This is a genomic window from Venenivibrio stagnispumantis (assembly GCF_900182795.1).
Classification (GTDB): domain Bacteria; phylum Aquificota; class Aquificia; order Aquificales; family Hydrogenothermaceae; genus Venenivibrio; species Venenivibrio stagnispumantis.
The window spans coordinates 24,824-42,651 of record NZ_FXTX01000004.1 but is presented as its reverse complement, the minus strand read 5'-3'; the positions used below and the strand labels follow the sequence as shown (position 1 = coordinate 42,651).

The 17,828-nt window shown below is 30.0% G+C and carries 21 protein-coding genes and 2 tRNA genes; 8 read left to right on the top strand and 15 right to left on the bottom strand.

Going from position 1 to position 17,828, the window contains the following annotated elements; translation table 11 throughout:
• Positions 1–37: 37 nt before the first annotated feature.
• Genes hemH through QOR43_RS02500 form a run of 4 tightly spaced genes read left to right on the top strand, consistent with a single transcriptional unit; the run spans position 38 to position 4,743 of the window.
• The gene (gene hemH, locus QOR43_RS02515) at positions 38–1,045 is read left to right on the top strand and encodes a ferrochelatase (protein WP_265134532.1); all 1,008 of its coding nucleotides are present in this window, start codon (positions 38–40) and stop codon (positions 1,043–1,045) included.
• On the top strand, positions 1,036–2,277 hold the full coding sequence (locus QOR43_RS02510) for a DNA methyltransferase (RefSeq protein ID WP_265134498.1): 1,242 nt from the start codon (positions 1,036–1,038) through the stop codon (positions 2,275–2,277). Before hemH ends, QOR43_RS02510 begins: the two co-directional genes overlap by 10 nt.
• Positions 2,255–2,920 (top strand): MjaI family restriction endonuclease, encoded by a 666-nt coding sequence (locus tag QOR43_RS02505; protein WP_265134499.1) that lies wholly within the window; start codon positions 2,255–2,257, stop codon positions 2,918–2,920. The genes QOR43_RS02510 and QOR43_RS02505 overlap by 23 nt, the downstream gene beginning before the upstream one ends.
• Positions 2,920–4,743: a menaquinone biosynthesis decarboxylase gene (locus QOR43_RS02500; RefSeq protein ID WP_265134500.1), complete on the top strand. Its 1,824-nt coding sequence runs from the start codon at positions 2,920–2,922 to the stop codon at positions 4,741–4,743. The genes QOR43_RS02505 and QOR43_RS02500 overlap by 1 nt, the downstream gene beginning before the upstream one ends.
• On the opposite strand, the gene QOR43_RS02495 is transcribed toward QOR43_RS02500, so the two are convergent.
• Positions 4,740–5,258, bottom strand: a complete 519-nt coding sequence (locus QOR43_RS02495; RefSeq protein WP_283571411.1) for a KdsC family phosphatase — start codon at positions 5,256–5,258, stop codon at positions 4,740–4,742. The genes QOR43_RS02500 and QOR43_RS02495 overlap by 4 nt on opposite strands.
• Before the next feature lie 25 nt (positions 5,259–5,283).
• Between QOR43_RS02495 and QOR43_RS02490 the strand changes: the two genes are divergently transcribed.
• Complete coding sequence (locus QOR43_RS02490; RefSeq protein WP_265134503.1) at positions 5,284–5,577, top strand: cupin domain-containing protein; 294 nt, start codon at positions 5,284–5,286, stop codon at positions 5,575–5,577.
• Positions 5,578–5,579: 2 nt separating this feature from the next.
• Positions 5,580–6,302, top strand: coding sequence for a YdcF family protein (locus QOR43_RS02485; RefSeq protein ID WP_265134504.1), 723 nt, complete (start codon positions 5,580–5,582; stop codon positions 6,300–6,302).
• On the opposite strand, the gene QOR43_RS02480 is transcribed toward QOR43_RS02485, so the two are convergent.
• The 4 genes from QOR43_RS02480 to QOR43_RS02465 all read right to left on the bottom strand — a co-directional run bounded on the left by QOR43_RS02480 (position 6,281) and on the right by QOR43_RS02465 (position 8,053).
• Positions 6,281–6,601 carry a nucleotidyltransferase domain-containing protein gene (locus QOR43_RS02480; RefSeq protein WP_265134505.1) on the bottom strand — a complete coding sequence of 107 codons (321 nt, stop codon included), beginning with the start codon at positions 6,599–6,601 and terminating at the stop codon, positions 6,281–6,283. The two genes, QOR43_RS02485 and QOR43_RS02480, sit on opposite strands and share 22 nt — an antisense overlap.
• Positions 6,594–7,013 carry a nucleotidyltransferase substrate binding protein gene (locus QOR43_RS02475; protein WP_265134506.1) on the bottom strand — a complete coding sequence of 140 codons (420 nt, stop codon included), beginning with the start codon at positions 7,011–7,013 and terminating at the stop codon, positions 6,594–6,596. Before QOR43_RS02475 ends, QOR43_RS02480 begins: the two co-directional genes overlap by 8 nt.
• Before the next feature lie 16 nt (positions 7,014–7,029).
• A tRNA-Cys gene (locus tag QOR43_RS02470) sits at positions 7,030–7,101 on the bottom strand.
• A 49-nt stretch (positions 7,102–7,150) separates the two neighbouring features.
• A complete protein-coding gene (locus tag QOR43_RS02465; RefSeq protein ID WP_265134507.1) occupies positions 7,151–8,053 on the bottom strand; it encodes a lytic transglycosylase domain-containing protein in 903 nt (300 codons plus the stop codon).
• 93 nt (positions 8,054–8,146) lie between these two features.
• Here QOR43_RS02465 and QOR43_RS02460 point away from each other — a divergent pair.
• Both QOR43_RS02460 and QOR43_RS02455 read left to right on the top strand, forming a co-directional pair.
• Positions 8,147–8,220, top strand: a tRNA-Ile gene (locus QOR43_RS02460).
• 31 nt (positions 8,221–8,251) lie between these two features.
• On the top strand, positions 8,252–8,962 hold the full coding sequence (locus QOR43_RS02455; protein WP_265134508.1) for a zinc ribbon domain-containing protein: 711 nt from the start codon (positions 8,252–8,254) through the stop codon (positions 8,960–8,962).
• Here the strand turns inward: QOR43_RS02455 and QOR43_RS02450 are convergent.
• From QOR43_RS02450 to QOR43_RS02405, 10 genes are all read right to left on the bottom strand, one after another.
• Positions 8,947–9,177 (bottom strand): AtpZ/AtpI family protein, encoded by a 231-nt coding sequence (locus tag QOR43_RS02450; RefSeq protein WP_265134509.1) that lies wholly within the window; start codon positions 9,175–9,177, stop codon positions 8,947–8,949. The two genes, QOR43_RS02455 and QOR43_RS02450, sit on opposite strands and share 16 nt — an antisense overlap.
• The gene (dapB, locus tag QOR43_RS02445) at positions 9,174–9,977 is read right to left on the bottom strand and encodes a 4-hydroxy-tetrahydrodipicolinate reductase (RefSeq protein ID WP_265134510.1); all 804 of its coding nucleotides are present in this window, start codon (positions 9,975–9,977) and stop codon (positions 9,174–9,176) included. The genes QOR43_RS02450 and dapB overlap by 4 nt, the downstream gene beginning before the upstream one ends.
• Before the next feature lie 157 nt (positions 9,978–10,134).
• Positions 10,135–10,437, bottom strand: coding sequence for a hypothetical protein (locus QOR43_RS02440; protein WP_265134511.1), 303 nt, complete (start codon positions 10,435–10,437; stop codon positions 10,135–10,137).
• A 55-nt stretch (positions 10,438–10,492) separates the two neighbouring features.
• A complete protein-coding gene (elbB, locus tag QOR43_RS02435) occupies positions 10,493–11,149 on the bottom strand; it encodes an isoprenoid biosynthesis glyoxalase ElbB (RefSeq protein ID WP_265134512.1) in 657 nt (218 codons plus the stop codon).
• Between the two features lie 4 nt (positions 11,150–11,153).
• A complete protein-coding gene (locus tag QOR43_RS02430; RefSeq protein WP_265134513.1) occupies positions 11,154–14,081 on the bottom strand; it encodes a valine--tRNA ligase in 2,928 nt (975 codons plus the stop codon).
• A 16-nt stretch (positions 14,082–14,097) separates the two neighbouring features.
• On the bottom strand, positions 14,098–15,297 hold the full coding sequence (locus QOR43_RS02425; protein WP_265134514.1) for an argininosuccinate synthase: 1,200 nt from the start codon (positions 15,295–15,297) through the stop codon (positions 14,098–14,100).
• Between the two features lie 519 nt (positions 15,298–15,816).
• The gene (locus QOR43_RS02420; protein ID WP_265134515.1) at positions 15,817–16,149 is read right to left on the bottom strand and encodes a type II toxin-antitoxin system PemK/MazF family toxin; all 333 of its coding nucleotides are present in this window, start codon (positions 16,147–16,149) and stop codon (positions 15,817–15,819) included.
• Entirely contained in the window at positions 16,134–16,331 is a 198-nt protein-coding gene (locus QOR43_RS02415) for a hypothetical protein (protein ID WP_265134516.1), read from the bottom strand. The genes QOR43_RS02420 and QOR43_RS02415 overlap by 16 nt, the downstream gene beginning before the upstream one ends.
• A 60-nt stretch (positions 16,332–16,391) precedes the next feature.
• Positions 16,392–16,853: an rRNA maturation RNase YbeY gene (gene ybeY / locus QOR43_RS02410; RefSeq protein ID WP_265134517.1), complete on the bottom strand. Its 462-nt coding sequence runs from the start codon at positions 16,851–16,853 to the stop codon at positions 16,392–16,394.
• On the bottom strand, positions 16,846–17,820 hold the full coding sequence (locus QOR43_RS02405; RefSeq protein ID WP_265134519.1) for a PhoH family protein: 975 nt from the start codon (positions 17,818–17,820) through the stop codon (positions 16,846–16,848). The genes ybeY and QOR43_RS02405 overlap by 8 nt, the downstream gene beginning before the upstream one ends.
• Positions 17,821–17,828 lie beyond the last annotated feature (8 nt).

The window sequence follows — 17,828 nt, the reverse complement described above, 5'->3', positions numbered from 1 at the left end:
ATTTTATAATATAAAAAATTTTTTGAGGTTAAGTTTAGTGGGAAAAACAGCAGTTGTGCTTTTAAATATGGGAGGACCTGATAGCTTAGATGCAATACAGCCTTTTTTGTATAATCTGTTTTCAGACCATGATATTATCCGGATACCAAAAATTATACAAAAACCGGTAGCATGGATTATCTCTAAAACAAGAGCAAAAAAAACAAAGATATATTATGAAATAATGGGTGGAAAATCTCCCCAAAGAGAACAGACAGAGGAGCAGGCAAAAGCTTTGCAAGAAGCTCTCGGAGAAAATTATAAAGTTGTAGTGGCTATGAGATATTGGCATCCATTTACAGAAGAAGCATTATCACAGCTAAAAAATGAAAATATAAAAAAAATTATACTTCTTCCTCTTTATCCACAATATAGCAGAACTACCACCGGCTCATCTTTTAATGAGTTTGACAGGGTATATAGAAAAATCTTTAAAAAAGGTAAAAATTTTGTTTTAACAACATTGCAAGGACAGGAAAAACCATATTTTTATCCATCAGATACTAAGATAAAAAAGATAAATTGTTATTTTAATCATCCAACATATATAAAAGCAATGGTAGAAAACATAAAAGAAAATTTACCGGAGTATAAAGATTATTACTTTTTATTTTCAGCCCATAGTCTGCCGGTAAAAATTATACAGGAAGGAGACCCTTATCAAAAACAAGTAGAAGAAACAGTTAGGCTTATAATGGAGCATTTTCCGGAAAACAAATACTCTCTTGCATATCAAAGTAAAGTTGGACCGGTTAAATGGCTTGAACCATTTACAGATGAGGAGATACAAAGGCTTGCAAAAGAAGGAATAAAAAAGCTTGCAGTTATACCGGTTGCATTTGTTTCAGAACATTCAGAAACCCTTTATGAACTTGATTATCAATATGGAAATCTTGCAAAAGAAGTAGGTATTGAAGATTATAAAAGAATACCTACATTAAAAACCCATCCAATTTTTATACAGGCATTGAAAGAGCTTATATTGGAGACAGAAAAATGTTATTAGATAAGGGATTACTAATAATTGGCGATAGCCGTAAGATGATAGAAATTGAAGACGAATCTATAGATGTTATTATTACTTCACCACCATATTGGCATATAAAAGATTATGGAGTAGATAAACAAATAGGCTACGGACAAACTTTACACGGATATTTGAAGGATTTATATAGTGTCTGGAAAGAGTGTTATAGAGTTTTAAAACCGGGAAAAAGATTATGTATTAATATTGGAGACCAATTTGCCCGTTCTGTCGTTTATGGTAGATATAAAGTAATACCTTTGCATTCGGAAATTATATCTCAATGTGAAGAGATAGGTTTTGACTATATGGGAGCTATAATTTGGCAAAAGAAAACTACAATGAATACAACCGGTGGAGCAAATATAATGGGTTCTTATCCTTATCCGCCAAATGGGATATTGGAAATAGATTATGAATATATTCTTATATTTAAAAAACCCGGTAAAACAAAAATAAAAGTTTCAAAAGAAATTAAAGAAAAATCAAAATTATCAAAAGAAGAATGGAAAGAATATTTCTCAGGACATTGGAATTTTCCGGGTGTTAAGCAGTTAGAACATGAAGCTATGTTTCCGGAAGAATTACCAAGAAGATTAATAAAAATGTTTTCTTTCGTAGGTGATAAAGTTTTAGACCCATTCGTAGGAAGCGGAACAACAATGAAAGTTGCTTTGGAATTAGAAAGAATACCGATAGGTTATGAAATTAATGAAAATTTCTTACAAATTATAAAAAATAAAGTAAATAATAATATCAAAGTTATAAAAAGAGAAAATACTCCAAATATAGAAGCTATAGACTATATTCCGAGAATTAAAGACGCAAAACCACAAATAGAACAAAGTAAATTAAAATTCGGAAAAGATCATCTTTATAAAGTAGTGGAAATAATAGATGAAGAAACTTTAAAATTAAATACAGATTTAAATGTAAAATTCTTAGGAGTAAAAATAATAGATAAAGACAAAGCCTTAGATTATTTTAAAAAGTATCTTCTAAAAAAAGAAGTTTTTTTGAAATTTGATAGTAATAATGTTATAAATCAAAATACGGTAGAAGCTTATGTATATTTAAAAAATAAAATATTTATAAATGCTTATCTTATTAAATCAGGTATTGCAAAAGCAGAAAGAATAAAAGAGCATAAATATAAGAATAAATTTATTGAAATAGAAGGAGATATTTATAATGGCAAAAGAATGGATACTTAATTCAGCAACAAGTAGATGGGGACTTAATAAAAAAAATAGTGTTGGTACGGTTTCAGAGTGGATAAGAGAATGTAGCCCAAAAAATAAAGAAGATTGGAAAGAATGTTATAAGAAAAAACTTTCAGAATTTTTAAATAATAAAGGAATAAAAATATCTCCCGATGAATATCTTGAAGAACTCGGTAAAAAGTTATATATAAAAATTACAGAGGTTATGCAATCAGAAATTAATGAGGTTAAAGAAGAAGATTGTATTGAATATATTTATAAGCTTGTAATAGATAGAACTTATGAAGGATATGACACGGAAATAAAAACAATTTACGGTCAATTAGAAAAAGAAATTGGCTTAAAAATTGAACCTGCACCTGATGAATGGGATAGGAAATATAATGTAGATTTTTTTATAAAAATAGGAGATAAATACATAGGAATACAAATAAAACCAATTACATATAAACAAATAAATCAGAATATACAAAATTTCATAGAAGAAGCCCATAAAAAGTTTCAAAAGAAATATGGTGGAAAAGTTTTTATTATATTTTCCATAAAAGAAGAAGATGGGAAGAAAAAGATTTTTAATAAAGAAGTAATAGAAGATATAAAAAAAGAAATAGAAAGATTAAAAGGAAATGAATAATGTTATTAGAATATTTTCTTCAAAAGCTAAAAGAAAGAGATTGGTTAAAGGTTATTGATGAGCCTTTGGATGTAAATTTAGAGATACCACATATAGCTTATATAGAAGTTAAAAAACAAAACTCAAAAGTATTGCTTTTTACAAATCCGGTAGATAAAAAAGAAAACATAAAATATAATATTCCGGTTTTAATGAATACATTTGCAAATTTTGAGATAACGGAATTTATATTCGGCAAACATCCGGATGAAATAGCAAAAGAAATAGAAGAAATTATTCATATAAAGCCACCGGAAGGTATATTTGAAAAACTATCTTCATTATCTAAACTTTTTAAAATAAAAAATATCTTTCCAAAAAGATTAAAAAAAGAAGGTATATGTCAAGAAATTAAATATATCGGAGAAGATGTAAATTTAGATATTATACCGATATTAAAAACTTGGGAAAAAGATGCAGATAAATTTATAACAGCAGGACAGATTTATACAAAATCCTTAGATGGAAAATTTCAAAATCTCGGGCTTTACAGAATACAAAAATTATCAAAGGATAAAGTTATAATACATTGGCAAATACATAAAGATGGTAATCATTTTTTCCATCAATATAAAAAAGCCGGTAAAAAAATGCCTGTATCAATAGCTATCGGTGGAGACCCTCTTTATTTTTGGTGTGGGCAGGCACCCCTTCCACCTAATATGTTTGAACTCCTTCTTTATGGATTTATCAGAAATGAAAATCTAAAACTTGTAAAATCCATAACAAATGATATATATATTCCTTATGATGTGGATATTGTAATAGAAGGAGAAATTGAGCCGGAAAATTTAGCACCTGAAGGACCTTTTGGAGACCATACCGGATATTATACGCCGGTGGAGCTTTTTCCGGTGCTAAATATAAAAGCAATAACAATGAAAAAAAATCCTGTATATATGGCAACAGTGGTGGGAAAACCACCCCTTGAAGATAAATATATGGGCTGGGCAACAGAAAGAATATTTTTACCACTTTTAAAAACAACATCACCGGATTTAATAGATTACCATATGCCGGAAAATGGCTGTTTTCATAATTTATTAATTGCAAAAATAAAACCCTTATATAAAGGACATGCAAAACAAATTATGCATGCATTATGGGGCGTCGGACAGATGAGCTTTTTAAGAAATGCAATCTTTGTAAATGAAGATGCTCCGGCTCTTACAGATTATCAGGCTTTAACAAAATATATATTAAACAGATTGACAGAAAAATCATTTTTAATAACAGAAGGAATTGTAGACCAGCTTGACCATTCAAGTTATGAGCCACTTGTAGGTGGAAAACTCGGAATAGATGCAACCGGAAATCCGATAAAAACCGACATTAATATCTTACCTGACAATATTCTTTTAGAAAAAGTAAAACAGATAGATAACGATATAACCAATTTAAAGCAGTTTTTTACAGATACACCAAACCCGATAACTATAATAAAAATAAATAAAACAAAACCGGTTAAAAAAATATTTGATAAATTAAAACAATTAAAACAGCATTTAAAAATAGTTATTTTTATTGATGATTATATGAATGATTTAGATAATCCTTATATGCTTGTTTGGAGAATATCTGGAAATTTTGACCCTTTATATGATGTATGGATAGAAGAGATATGGGGTATAGATGCTACTGCAAAAAATAAAGAAGATGGTTATAATAGAGAATGGCCGGAAGATTTGTTTTGTAATAAAGATATTATCCAATCTTTACGGGAAAGGAAAATAATAGATGTGGATGATGATTTTCTCAAAAAATATCAGATAATAGATTTTTAAATCAGATATAACTTTTTAATTAGCTCTTCCAATTTACCTTGATAATCTAAAATAAGTTCAACCACTTCTCTAACTGCCCCATTTCCACCTTCTTTTTTGGTTATATATATGCAATGCCTTTTTACAATATCCGGTGCAGATGGGACAGATACCGGAAAGCCTACCCTTCTCAAAATTGGTAAATCTATGTAATCATCACCTATGAATAAAATCTCTTCGTCTTTTATATTATATTTCTCTTTAAAACTGATATAAGCAGGAAGTTTTTCTTTGGCACCCTGTATAATTTCTGTTATATGTAGCTCTTTTGCTCTTCTTTCTACTGTTATAGAATTTCTTCCGGTGATGATTGCAGTATTTATTCCGGCTTGATATAAAAGATATATTCCAAGACCATCTTTTACACAGAAATTTTTCAGTTCTCTTCCTTCACTATCATAAATAATTTTCCCATCTGTTAAAACACCATCAACATCAAAAACAAACCATTTAATATTTTTTGCTTTCTCTTTCATCATACAATTATTATATAATATTTTTATGGAGTTATTGAGAAAAACTAATATAACAGATGAAAAGGAAATAAGAAAAATATTACAAAAAGAAGGGTATAAAAATATATATATCTGGGAAGATTTTGCCAGCACATTTTATAATTGGCATATCCATAATTTTGATGAAGTAAGATGGATAATAAAAGGAGAAATAATTATCGGAACAGAAGATAAAGAATATCATCTAAAAGCCGGAGATATGCTTATTGTTCCGGCTAAAAGTAGACACTGGGCTAAAACAGAAAAAGGCGTAAAATATATCTGTGCTTCTAAGGATTAGATATGTTTTTTATAAAAAAATTAATAACATTCTTTATATTGCCACCGGGATTATTTATATCTGTTTTATTGATTATTGCTTATCTTGGAAGAAAGGTTAAATCTGTATTCTATATATCCTTAGCTTCAGCAATATTACTTTATCTTATATCTATTGAACCGGTAAAAGATAAACTTTTAGAGCCGTTAGAAAGTTCTTATACTCAACTTAAGGTTGTAGATGGAGATGTTATTGTAGTTCTTGGTGGTGGAGCTTATAATACCGGTATATTAACAGAAGATTCTATGAAAAGATTGCTAACCGGATTTATTCTTCACAAAAAATTAAATAAACCAATAATACTATCAGGTGGTTCAGCAATCTCTGTATTGCCAGAAGCAGAAGTTATGAAACAGATGCTTATAGAACTTGGTGTAGATAAAAATATGATTTATACAGATAAAAATAGTAGGGATACAAATGAAAATGCCTTTTTTGTAAAAAAAATATGTGAGGAAAAAGGATTTAAAAAGATTATCTTGGTAACATCTGCATATCATATGAAAAGAGCAGTATATCTGTTTAGATTTACCGGATTAGACATAACACCATATCCTACCGATTTTAAAATGGATAAAAAATATAATATCTACAGCTACTTTCCTAAAATGAATGTAATGCAAGACTCCACAAAAGCAATTAGAGAGTATATAGGCTATATTTTTTATAAATTATCTTTAAGATAAATTATTTTTCCAACTCTTTTTATATGCTCTTTTATATTATCATCTAACAATTCATATTTAGTTATATCAAGTTTATAAGGAATATCTAAATCTTCTAACTCTGCCAATACTGATAAATACTCAGAAAAACTCATTTTTGGAGCAACTAATGCTATATCTATATCTGAGCCGGTGGTAAAATTCCCTTTTGCTCTTGAACCATAAAGTATAGCTTTTTCTATCTTAGGATATTTACTGAATATTTCTTTGAAAATCTCTAAATATTTATCTGGAATGCCAAAATTATCTTTCTTAATCATTTGCATTATATAAATACGAAAATCTTTCTAATAAATCTTCAAATAATTTAAAATAAATATTTACTATATCTTCAATTAATTCTTCAATAATATTTTCGTTATAAGTATGTGAAGTTAAATTTCTTGCTGTAATCATCTTTATCCAATTTTCACCATCTTGAATTAATCCATACTTAAAAGCTGTTTTAATAGCATCTCTGGAACCTCTTATATCTGTGATGCCTTGATATATTAAATAATCTCTTAATAAATTCCATCCAAGTTCAAATGTATATTCAAAAGATTGAATTAACCCCTGTTTTTCAAGTTCATTTAGACCGACAGATTTATATTGATTGATTGCATTTTTTAATTGATTAAAAGCTTTTTTGAAATTTTCAAATCTTTGTTTCCATCTTATATCTTCTTTCATATAATTTAACCTGAAAAGGCGGGGGTGGGAATCGAACCCACGTATAAGGGATTTGCAGTCCCCTGCCTTACCACTTGGCTACCCCGCCATAAATTCATATATATTATAGATTAGTTAGTATCAAATTGCAAATTGATTTAATCAACCATTACCTTTGTTAAAAAATCAGTAGTATATCCTTTCGGTAAATATAAATTATAAACCCTATTATCATCCGGTATTACACCTTTTAATATATGAGGATTTAAAGATTTTATCTTTTCAAATGATATATCAAGCTTTTTTGCTACTTCTTTAAGATTTAATCCTCTATCTACCTTAACTACTTCTATATCTGTATCTTTATATAGATATCCTTTCTTTTCTGCTAACTCTTTTGCTACTTCAATTAATGCAATAAATGAAGGAACATAACTTTTTGTTTGAGAAGGTAGATAATTTTTAATATCTGTATAACTTGAACCATGTAAGCTAACCTTTCTAATTATTTTATTTTCTCCACTATTATAACTTGCTATTACCAATACCCAGTCTGAAAATATTCTGTAAAGGGATTTAAGATGTTTAGCTGCTGCTATGGTTGATTTTATCGGGTCAAGTCTTTCATCTATATATTTATTAACAACAAGACCGTAATTTCTTGCAGTTTGTGGCATAAACTGCCATATTCCGGCTGCTCCTTTTGGGGATTTTGCCTGCATTATAAATTTACTTTCTACTATAGGTAAAAACATGAATTCTTGAGGAATGCCTTCTTTTTCAAATATTGCTTTTATAAATGGAATGTATGATTTACCTCTTTCTAAGGATATTTCTACTTCTTTTTTACCTCTTGTGTTGTAATATTCTTGCCATTTTTTTAGTTCTTTATCTTTAAACTCTACCTCGTTTAAAAATGATTCAAGTTCTTTGAGTTCTTTTAAAGATGATATTTTTTCTTCTACCTTTGTATTAATTTCTTTTTCTTCAATAAAATCTTTTGCAAAAATTTGTGTCGTTATTAAAATTAATGTTATTATCAATAACTTAATCCTTATCATTTTAATCCTCCTTTAAAGGTTTAACCCATTATAAACTAATTTTTTCATCTTGACAAGTTGCAAAAAAAATATTATATTATTTAAGCTGAAATTGGGCCCGTAGCTCAGTTGGTTAGAGCAGACGGCTCATAACCGTCCGGCCGGGGGTTCGAGTCCCTCCGGGCCCATCTAAATCATCTCTTAATCAATGGAGAAAAAATGAATGAAGAGTTAAAAGAGTTGCTATTATTGGAAGAAATAGAATCAAAAATTTCTCAAATTGAAAAAAAATTAACAGAAATTCCTGCACAAATAGAAAAATTAAACCAAGAAAAAGAAAATATTTTATCTAAACTTTATAATATAGACAGGGAAATTAAGAATTTAGAACTTACTAAAAAGGAAAGAGAAATAGATATTCAAACATTCCAAGAAAAAATAAAAAAAATAGAATCAATATTAGAAAAAGTTAGAACTAATGAAGAATATAAAATGTATCTTAGGGAAAAAGCTCAGGCAGAAGAAGCCATTTTGGAACTTGAAGATGAGATACTAAAAATTATGGAAGATTTAGAAAATCTAAAAAAAGAAAGAGAAATATTAGCAGTTCAGGTTGAAAAAGAAAAAGAAGAGATTGATAAAAATATAAAAGAACTTCAAGAAGAGATACCAAAATTGGAAGAAGAATTAAAAAAATTAAAAGAAGAAGAAAAATCCTTAAGAAATAGAATAGCTCCGGAAGTTTTAGCTAAATATGAAACAATTAAACAAAGAGTAAAAAATAAAAAAGTTATAGCAAAAGTGGAAAATACTACATGCACCGGTTGTTATACATTGATACCACCTAAAGTATATAGTCAATTATTAAAAGGAGAACAACTTTTAACCTGTCCTAATTGTGGTAGATATTTACATTATGAACCAGAATGATTCTTCTCTTCTTCATTTATATATTTAGAAACATCTTTATACATATTCCAGAAACCGGCTATTATTCCAAGAAAGAAAAATATTATTGTTAACCAAGGTGAAGTATTGAAAAATTTATCAAGAAAATATCCAATTAGCACTCCTACTATAATGCCGGAAACTAAATGAAGCCCAACTGAACCTATAGAAATATATTTGGTTATATTTTTTCTCATCTTAAATTTAAAACATCTAACATATCATAAAGACCTGCTTGTTTATCTTTAACCCATTTTGCTGCCTCAATTGCACCTTTTGCAAATATATCTCTTGAAGAAGCTTTATGGCTAATTTCAATTCTTTCTCCCATACCGGCAAATATTACCGTATGGTCTCCGACAACATCTCCACCTCTTAATGCAAAAACACCTATCTCTTTATTATCTCTTTCTCCGGTTATACCTTCTCTTCCATATACTACTTTTTCTATGCCGGTAGCATTTTTCAAAATTTCAACTATTTTTGTTGCTGTGCCTGATGGAGCATCTTTTTTAAATCTATGGTGCATCTCAACAACTTCTATATCATATCCTTTGTCTTTGAGAGTTTTTGCTGCCTCTTCTATTAATTTAAATAAAAGATTTACTCCTATGCTCATATTTGGAGCTAAAACAATAGGAATATCTTTACTTAACTGCTTTATTTCATCTAATTCCTTTTGACTAAATCCGGTAGTTCCTATTACTGCTGCTTTTTTATTTTTGTCAGCAGCAAGCAATCTTAAATGTCCTAATACTGCCTCTGTATTTGAAGCAAACTCTATTAAAACATCTATTAAATCTATTACTTTTGATAAATCTGAAGTGATAGGAGCATCTATATTTTTGTTTATTATTTCTCCAACTGTGCTATGGTAAACTGCACAATCAGGTCTTCCTATCCCGGCAGCTATAATAATATCTTTATCGTCAGATGCAAGTTCTGCAATTTTTCTTCCCATTCTTCCCATTATACCGGATATTCCGATATTAACCATTTTCTCCACCTTGAAAAATTATTTTTCCAAACTCATTTAAAAGTTCATTAGCTTGATTTGGCGGGACAATATTTGATTTAATGCAACTTTCTTAACTAAAAATTAAAAAAGGGGCTTTAAAGCCCCTTCTTGTAAAGAAATAAGATTGTTTACTAAATTATTTTCCAGCTGGTTGTTGTGCTGGAGCTTGCTCTTGTCCTGCTGGAGCAGCTTGTTGTTCTTGTCCAGCTGGAGCTTGTTGCTCTTGTCCTGCTGGAGCAGCTTGTTGTTCTTGACCTGCTGCTGGAGCTTGTTGCTCTTGACCTGCTGGAGCAGCTTGCTGTTCAGCTGGTTGTTGCTGTGCTGGAGCTTGTTGCTCAGCTGGAGCTGGTTGCTCAGCTGGTTGCTCTTCTTTCTTTTGGCAGCTAAATAATACTGCAGAAGATAAAACTAAAGCAGATGCTAAAACTAATTTTTTCATAAAACATACCTCCTTAAAAAAATTGATTATAATGAATTTATTATATCATAAATTTTTATTTTTTTGCCAATTTTATAACTTCTTTAACTAATTTTTCTATTCCTTCTGCTACATCTTTTATAGATTTGCCAAGCATATAAGCCGGTGTAGTAACTATTTTATGTTCTTCATCAACAACCATTTCATTTACTGGGCAGGTTAAATGTTTTGCTCCCATTGCTTCTATTGTTTTTGCTACATCTATATCTGTTCCGATTGTTACTGTTGGTTTTGCTTCTCTTAAGGCAGATGCTACAATTACCGGTGATATACATATTGCCCCTATTGGCTTTCCTGCTTTAAATAAATCTACGAGTAATCTTTTAACCTGAGGTATAACTTCTGCATCAGCTCCTTTTTCAAGGAAATTTGAAAAATTTTTTGCTACTCCGTATCCTCCCGGCATAATTAAAGCATCTATATCATCTACAGAAACTTCATCTATATCTTTTATATTTCCTCTGGCTATTCTTGCTGCCTCTATTAGCACATTTCTTTTTTCATCCATCGGCTGGCCGGTTAGATGGTTGATAACATCTTTTTGAGGTATATTTGGAGCCATACAAACAATCTCTACTCCTTCTTTATCTAAAAAGTACAATGTCAAAGTTGCCTCATGAATTTCTGCCCCATCAAAAACGCCACATCCTGCAAGTAAAACTCCTACTTTCATTTTTCTAACCTCCCACAGATTTTAAATTTTCAATAATACTAATAATTTTGTTATATTTTTCTTTTAATTCATTATATAACTCTTTTTCTTTTTCTACAACTTCAGCTGGAGCTTTTTTTATAAAGTTTTCATTTGATAATTTATTTTCTGATATTTTTATAGATTTTTCAATATCTTTTAATATTTTTTCCTGTCTTTCTATTTCTTTATTTATATCTATTATACCGGCTATATCTATATAGATTTCTGCTATTTTGGATATTGCTGTTAATGTTTTTTCCGGTTTCTCCATATCTGTTTCTATCTCTAATAGCTCAACTTTTGAAAGGTTTTCTATTACATCTTTTTCTGTCTGTATGAATTTTTTATTTTCTTCATTAGTAGGTTTTATAAAAATAGATAACTTTCTTGATGGTTCTATATTAAAATCTGCTCTTGCTGTTCTTATAGCTGTTATTACTTCTTTTAGTTCTTCTATTTTTTGTGTTTCGTATAGATAGATTAGATTTTCATCTACATCAGGGAATTTAGAAATTGCTATAAAATCATTTTCTTTATTTGGAAGATGGCTATATATCTCCTCTGTTATAAATGGCATTATAGGATGTAATAGTTTTAATGATTCTCTTAAAATATAAACGAGAACGGAAGATGCTACTAATTTTTCTTCTTCATTTCCTTTATACAATTTTGTTTTAGAGATTTCTATATACCAGTCGCAATATTCATGCCAGAAAAAATCATAAATTAAGGAAGCATAATCATTAAATTTATAACTTGAAATGCTTTCTTTTATTTTTTGGATTGTTTCTTGAAATTTTGTTAATATCCATTTTTCTTCATAACCTATATTTAGCTCTTTTATATTTTCTTTATAATTTTCAACATTCATTAAAACAAATTTAGAAGCATTAAATATTTTATTTACAAAATGTTTGTATCCTTCAATTCTTCTTTCTGATAATCTTATATCTCTTCCTTGGGCGGCAAGGGCTGTAAGGGTAAATCTTAATGCATCTGCTCCGTATTTTTCTATCATTTCAAGGGGGTCTATAACATTTCCCTTTGTTTTTGACATTTTTTCGCCTTTTTCATCTCTTACAAGGGCATGGATATATACATCTTCAAATGGAATATCATTCATAAATTTAGTTCCCATCATTATCATTCTGGCAACCCAGAAAAAGATAATATCAAATCCGGTGACTAATAAAGAAGTTGGATAAAATGTTTGTAGGTCTTCTGTTTTTTCAGGCCATCCGAGAGTTCCAAAAGGCCATAATGCAGAAGAAAACCATGTGTCTAATACATCTTCTTCTTGTTTTAAATTTTCGCTACCACATTTTTTACATTTTAAAGTTAGTTGATATCTTTCATCATATAACTTTTTAAAATATTTGCTATTTTGTAGTATTTTTTCAAGCTCTGTTTTGGATTTTAATCCGGTTATCTCTTTATGGAATACAACTTTTTCATAAAATTCAAGATTTGTTTTGTCTTGTTGTGAGAAATTTGGTTTATTTAAAATATCTATTACATCATCTATGCAAAATATCTGATTTAATTTCCCATCTGCATATAGATTGAATATAACTTGTTCTTCTAAGGTATCAAAAATTTCATCGCTAAATGCATTTGTGTTTTTACAATCTTGGCAATACCAAACAGGAATTCTATGTCCCCACCATATCTGTCTGGATATGCACCATTCTCTTATATCATACATCCAGTTTAGATATGTTTTTGTCCAGTTTTCAGGATAGAATTTTATCTGTTTTTCTTCCACAACTTCAATGGCTTTTTTGGCAAGCTCTTTTGTATTTACAAACCATTGAGTTGATAGATATGGTTCTATAACTTCCTTAGACCTTTGGGAATGTCCTACATTATGGATATGTTCTTCTATTTTTTCAACAAGTCCAAGTTTTTCTAAATCTTCTATAATCTTTTTTCTTGCTTCGTATCTGTATAATCCTTTGTAAATTCCACCATTTTCATTGATTGTGGCTGATTCATCCATTACCACAACCATAGGGAGATTATGTCTTTTTCCTACTTCAAAATCGTTTGGGTCGTGTGCCGGTGTTATTTTTACTGCTCCTGTTCCAAATGCAGGGTCAACATAATCATCTGCTATTATTGGTATTAGATTTGATACCGGATTATTGTTAAAATCTTTTCTTATCTCCGGTGCAAGTGGTAGTTTTACTCTTTTGCCGATTAGATGTTTATATCTTTCATCTTCCGGATTTACTGCTACTGCTGTATCGCCAAGCATTGTTTCCGGTCTTGTTGTTGCCACTACTATATATCCGGAATTATCTTCAAGGGGATATTTTAGATAATATATTTTTCCTTTTTCTTCCTGATACTCTACTTCTAAATCTGAAATAGCTGTTCTTTCTTTTGGGTCCCAATTTACTATATAAGGTGCTTTAAATATTAATCCTTCTTCATAAAGTTTTATGAATGCTTCTCTTACTGCCCTCGCAAATCCTTCATCTAAGGTAAATCTTTGTCTTGTCCAATCGCAAGATGCTCCGATTCTTTCAATCTGTTTTTTAATTGTGTCTCTTGATATTGGCACCCATTCCCATACTTTTTTTAAGAAGTTTTCTCTTCCAAGCTCAAATCTGCTTATTCCTTTTTCTTGAAGCTGTCTTACTACAACCCATTGGGTAGCAATACCTGCATGGTCAAATCCTGGTAGCCATAATGTATTAAATCCTTCCATTCTTTTGTATCTTACTATTATATCTTGCAGGGTCATATTTAAAGCATGCCCTATATGGAGGCTTCCGGTTACATTGGGTGGTGGCATAACTACGCTGAAATATGGCTTTTTTCCGGATATAGCTGTAAATAGATTACTATTTTTATATTTCTCTACCCATTTTTCTTCTATCTGTAAATGATTGTATTCTGTAAGCAACAGGAAAACCTCCTGATTATTTTTTATTTGCTCTTGCAAATACTTTAAGTGGTAATCCCCAAACTTTTGTAAATGCTCCACCGGCTTTGTGGTCAAAGGCATCTTGTGGGCTGTATGTTGCAAGTTCTTCTGAGTATAATGAGTTTGGAGATTTTCTTCCAACAATATAGAAGTTTCCTTTATAAAGTTTTATTCTGACTGTTCCATTAACTATTTTTGCAATTTCGTTATTGAAAGCATCTAAGGATTCTCTTAATTTTGAAAACCATAATCCTTCATAAACTAATTTTGCATAAGGTGCTTTAATATGTTCTAATTTATAATGGTATGTAAATCTATCTAAAACAAGACTTTCTATTTCGTCATAACTTCTTATTAATATTACTCCTGCCGGAGATTCATAAACTTCTCTTGTTTTAATTCCAACTAATCTGTTTTCTACCATATCTATTCTTCCAACGCCGTGTTTACCTGCTATTATGTTTAAATCCCATATTAATTTCCAAAGCTCCGGATATTCTTTTCCGTTTAGTTTATAAGGTGTTCCTTCTTTAAATTCTATTTCTATATATTCCGGTGTATCCGGTGCTTTTTCAGGAGATACTGTTAATTCAAAGGCATCTTCCGGTGGCTCTTTCCAAGGGTCTTCTAAATCTCCGGCTTCTATTGCTACTCCCCATAGATTTTTGTCATAAGAGTAAGGTTTTTCCTTTGTGGCTTTAACCGGTATTCCATGTTTTAAAGCATATTCTATTTCTTCTTCTCTTGATTTGAACTCCCATTCTCTAACCGGTGCTAAAACTTCTATATCAGGGTCAAGTGCCCAAACAGAAACTTCAAATCTAACTTGGTCGTTTCCTTTTCCTGTTGAACCGTGGGCTACATAATGGGCATTTTCTTTATGGGCAAGTTCTACGAGTTTTTTAGATATTAATGGTCTTGATAAGGAAGATAATAATGTATATTTTCCTTCATATAATGCTCCGGCTCTTATGAGTGGAAGGATATATTCTCTTGCGAACTCTTCTTTTATATCATCTATAATGGCTTTTACTGCTCCGGCTTTTAATGCCTTTTCTTCTATTTCTGATAGTTCTTCTCCCTGTCCTACATCTGCTGTATAGGTGATAACTTCAAATCCTCTGTCTGTTAGCCATCTAACAATAACCGATGTATCAAGCCCACCAGAATAAGCTAATATAACTCTTTTAGACATAAATATATACCTCCATCTGTTTAAAAATGTAGATAAATATTTTATCAGAAAAACGATTCCTCAGATTTGAGCAAAAGATAAAGAAGAGAAAGTTTGAAAAAATAGATTGAATTTTTAAGAAAAAACCAATCCTCATAGGCACGCTACAAACCAAAAAATCCCTTGTGGATTAAGCATTGAAGAAAGATAGTTTCAACTCCTAATAGGCACGCTACAAACTTTACAAATAGCCTTAACTGCTGTAAAGACTCTATAGTTTCAACTCCTAATAGGCACGCTACAAACAAATTCCGCAAGAAGAAAACACTTACATATACAAAAGTTTCAACTCCTAATAGGCACGCTACAAACAAGCTATGATAAAAATTTTGAAGAAATCAAAAATCAAAGTTTCAACTCCTCATAGGCACGCTACAAACCCAGAAATTTTATATCATATTCAGTTGCTAAGTAATGCTTACAATTAATTATCTATATTATATCATAATACAAAAATTTATTTTCTGTCAAAGTTTTTATTTAGCTTTTTAAAATTTCCTCTAATTTTTCTAAAACTTCATATATTTTTTCTTCTTTTATATGTCCTACTTTATAGAGAATTAAATCTTTATGAGTTGTAAAAATTTTATTTGGTCTAATGTAGCTATCAACTTTTAGGTTTCCTTCTGTAAAATCTGATTGGGTTAAATTTATAGCATATTTATCCTTTTTATATTTACTGGTTATTTGACATAAAATTAAATCTTCCCCTTCTAAATTTGCAATTACAAGAGCCGGTCTCTTTTTAAATTGAGTTAAATCTGAAAATGGGAAAGGAACTACAACTATATCTCCTTTTATAAATCTTTCCAAGCTTCATCTTCCTCCGGAGATAGCCAATCGTTTTTTAATGCTGTTTCGCTTAAAATGGCAGTTTCTAATTTTGCTTTTGATAGTTCATTTAGCTTGATTAACTTCTCAATCTCTTCCGCAGATAAAGAGGTAGAAATAATTATTTCTTCTTGATTTTCGGGTTTTATTATTACTTGTGTCATCTTTTATACCTCTATTTTAAAATCTCATATCTAAATATTTAACTATAGATGCTATTTGTTTCAACTCTTCATAGGCACCCTACAAACTGAAACTACCTTTTCAAAGATTTTATCCTGTAAATCAAACATTATTTTTGCATCTTCTTCCGAAGTTTCGTGGTCATAGCCAAGAAGATGAAGTATTCCATGGGTTAATAATCTTATTATCTCCTCTTCTATTGTATATCCTATTTCTTTTGCTTGTTTTTCTGCATATGGTAAAGATATAATAACATCACCCAGTAATCTGTATTTTGATATACCAAACTCATCTTCCATAGGAAAAGAAAGAACATCGGTGGTTTTATCTTTTCCTCTCCATTCTCTATTTAGATTTCGCATTGTTTCATCATCTACCAATGATATACTTATCTCTACATTGTCAAGATTTAGATTTTGTAAAATAAGAAATACTGCTTCTTTTATAAATTTTTTTGTGATTTTTCTATCTTTTATCTCTTTATTAATCAATATTTTATTCATTTTTACCTGCTTTGGTTTGTTCGTATCTATCATAAGCCTGTATTATTCTTTGGACAATTGGGTGTCTTACTACATCTTTATCTGAAAATTGGACAAATCCTATTCCTTTTACATTTTGTAAAACTTTTATGGCTTCTATTAATCCGGATTCGGCTGTTTTAGGTAAATCTATCTGGGTTATATCTCCGGTAATAACTACTTTTGAGCCAAAGCCTATTCTTGTAAGAAGCATTTTCATCTGTTCTTTTGTTGTGTTTTGGGCTTCATCAAGGATTATAAATGCATCGTTTAATGTTCTTCCTCTCATAAATGCAAGCGGTGCTACTTCTACAACCTTTTTTTCAATCATACTGACAACCTTATCAGGGTCAACCATATCATATAAAGCATCATATAAAGGTCTTAAATATGGGTCAACTTTTTCTTCCAATGAACCGGGTAAAAATCCAAGTTTTTCTCCGGCTTCTACTGCCGGTCTTGTAAGGATTATTCTATTTACTTTTTGCTGTTTTAGATAAGCTACTGCTACTGCCATTGCAAGATATGTTTTTCCTGTTCCGGCAGGTCCTACTCCAAAGGTTATATCATTTTCTTTTATTGTTTGGACATATAATTTTTGTGTTGGTGTTTTTGCCATTATAGGCTTTTTTCTGTAAGAAAATAAAATAACATCTCCTGTTTCCGGATATTTTTCTTCTTTTTCTACCTTAAAGCCTACTGCAAGATTTCTAACATCCTGTGGTGATAATACATGCCCTACTTCAAAATAAGAAGAGATTTTTTGCATAAATTCTTCAAATCGTTCTAAATTTTTTTCTTCACCGGATGCAATAATAGATGTTCCTCTTGCAAAAATATCCAAATTAAAAATCTCAGAAAAATATTTTAGATTTTCATCTTTTGAACCTACAACATTAAAAAATGCTTCAACCGGAATTTCAATTTCTAACTTTAAAATATTCAGCACCTCCTACG

Bases quoted from the DNA above. Each gene is read 5' to 3' on its own strand.
- QOR43_RS02480 (WP_265134505.1), bottom strand. From the start codon at position 6,601: ATGATTAAGAAAGATAATTTTGGCATTCCAGATAAATATTTAGAGATT.
- ybeY (WP_265134517.1), bottom strand. From the start codon at position 16,853: ATGAATAAAATATTGATTAATAAAGAGATAAAAGATAGAAAAATCACA.
- QOR43_RS02495 (WP_283571411.1), bottom strand. From the start codon at position 5,258: ATGAAAGAGAAAGCAAAAAATATTAAATGGTTTGTTTTTGATGTTGAT.
- QOR43_RS02475 (WP_265134506.1), bottom strand. From the start codon at position 7,013: ATGAAAGAAGATATAAGATGGAAACAAAGATTTGAAAATTTCAAAAAA.
- QOR43_RS02490 (WP_265134503.1), top strand. From the start codon at position 5,284: ATGGAGTTATTGAGAAAAACTAATATAACAGATGAAAAGGAAATAAGA.
- elbB (WP_265134512.1), bottom strand. From the start codon at position 11,149: ATGAAAGTAGGAGTTTTACTTGCAGGATGTGGCGTTTTTGATGGGGCA.
- dapB (WP_265134510.1), bottom strand. From the start codon at position 9,977: ATGGTTAATATCGGAATATCCGGTATAATGGGAAGAATGGGAAGAAAA.
- QOR43_RS02510 (WP_265134498.1), top strand. From the start codon at position 1,036: ATGTTATTAGATAAGGGATTACTAATAATTGGCGATAGCCGTAAGATG.
- QOR43_RS02450 (WP_265134509.1), bottom strand. From the start codon at position 9,177: ATGAGAAAAAATATAACCAAATATATTTCTATAGGTTCAGTTGGGCTT.
- QOR43_RS02425 (WP_265134514.1), bottom strand. From the start codon at position 15,297: ATGTCTAAAAGAGTTATATTAGCTTATTCTGGTGGGCTTGATACATCG.
- QOR43_RS02415 (WP_265134516.1), bottom strand. From the start codon at position 16,331: ATGACACAAGTAATAATAAAACCCGAAAATCAAGAAGAAATAATTATT.
- QOR43_RS02455 (WP_265134508.1), top strand. From the start codon at position 8,252: ATGAATGAAGAGTTAAAAGAGTTGCTATTATTGGAAGAAATAGAATCA.
- QOR43_RS02440 (WP_265134511.1), bottom strand. From the start codon at position 10,437: ATGAAAAAATTAGTTTTAGCATCTGCTTTAGTTTTATCTTCTGCAGTA.
- QOR43_RS02485 (WP_265134504.1), top strand. From the start codon at position 5,580: ATGTTTTTTATAAAAAAATTAATAACATTCTTTATATTGCCACCGGGA.
- QOR43_RS02465 (WP_265134507.1), bottom strand. From the start codon at position 8,053: ATGATAAGGATTAAGTTATTGATAATAACATTAATTTTAATAACGACA.
- QOR43_RS02505 (WP_265134499.1), top strand. From the start codon at position 2,255: ATGGCAAAAGAATGGATACTTAATTCAGCAACAAGTAGATGGGGACTT.
- QOR43_RS02500 (WP_265134500.1), top strand. From the start codon at position 2,920: ATGTTATTAGAATATTTTCTTCAAAAGCTAAAAGAAAGAGATTGGTTA.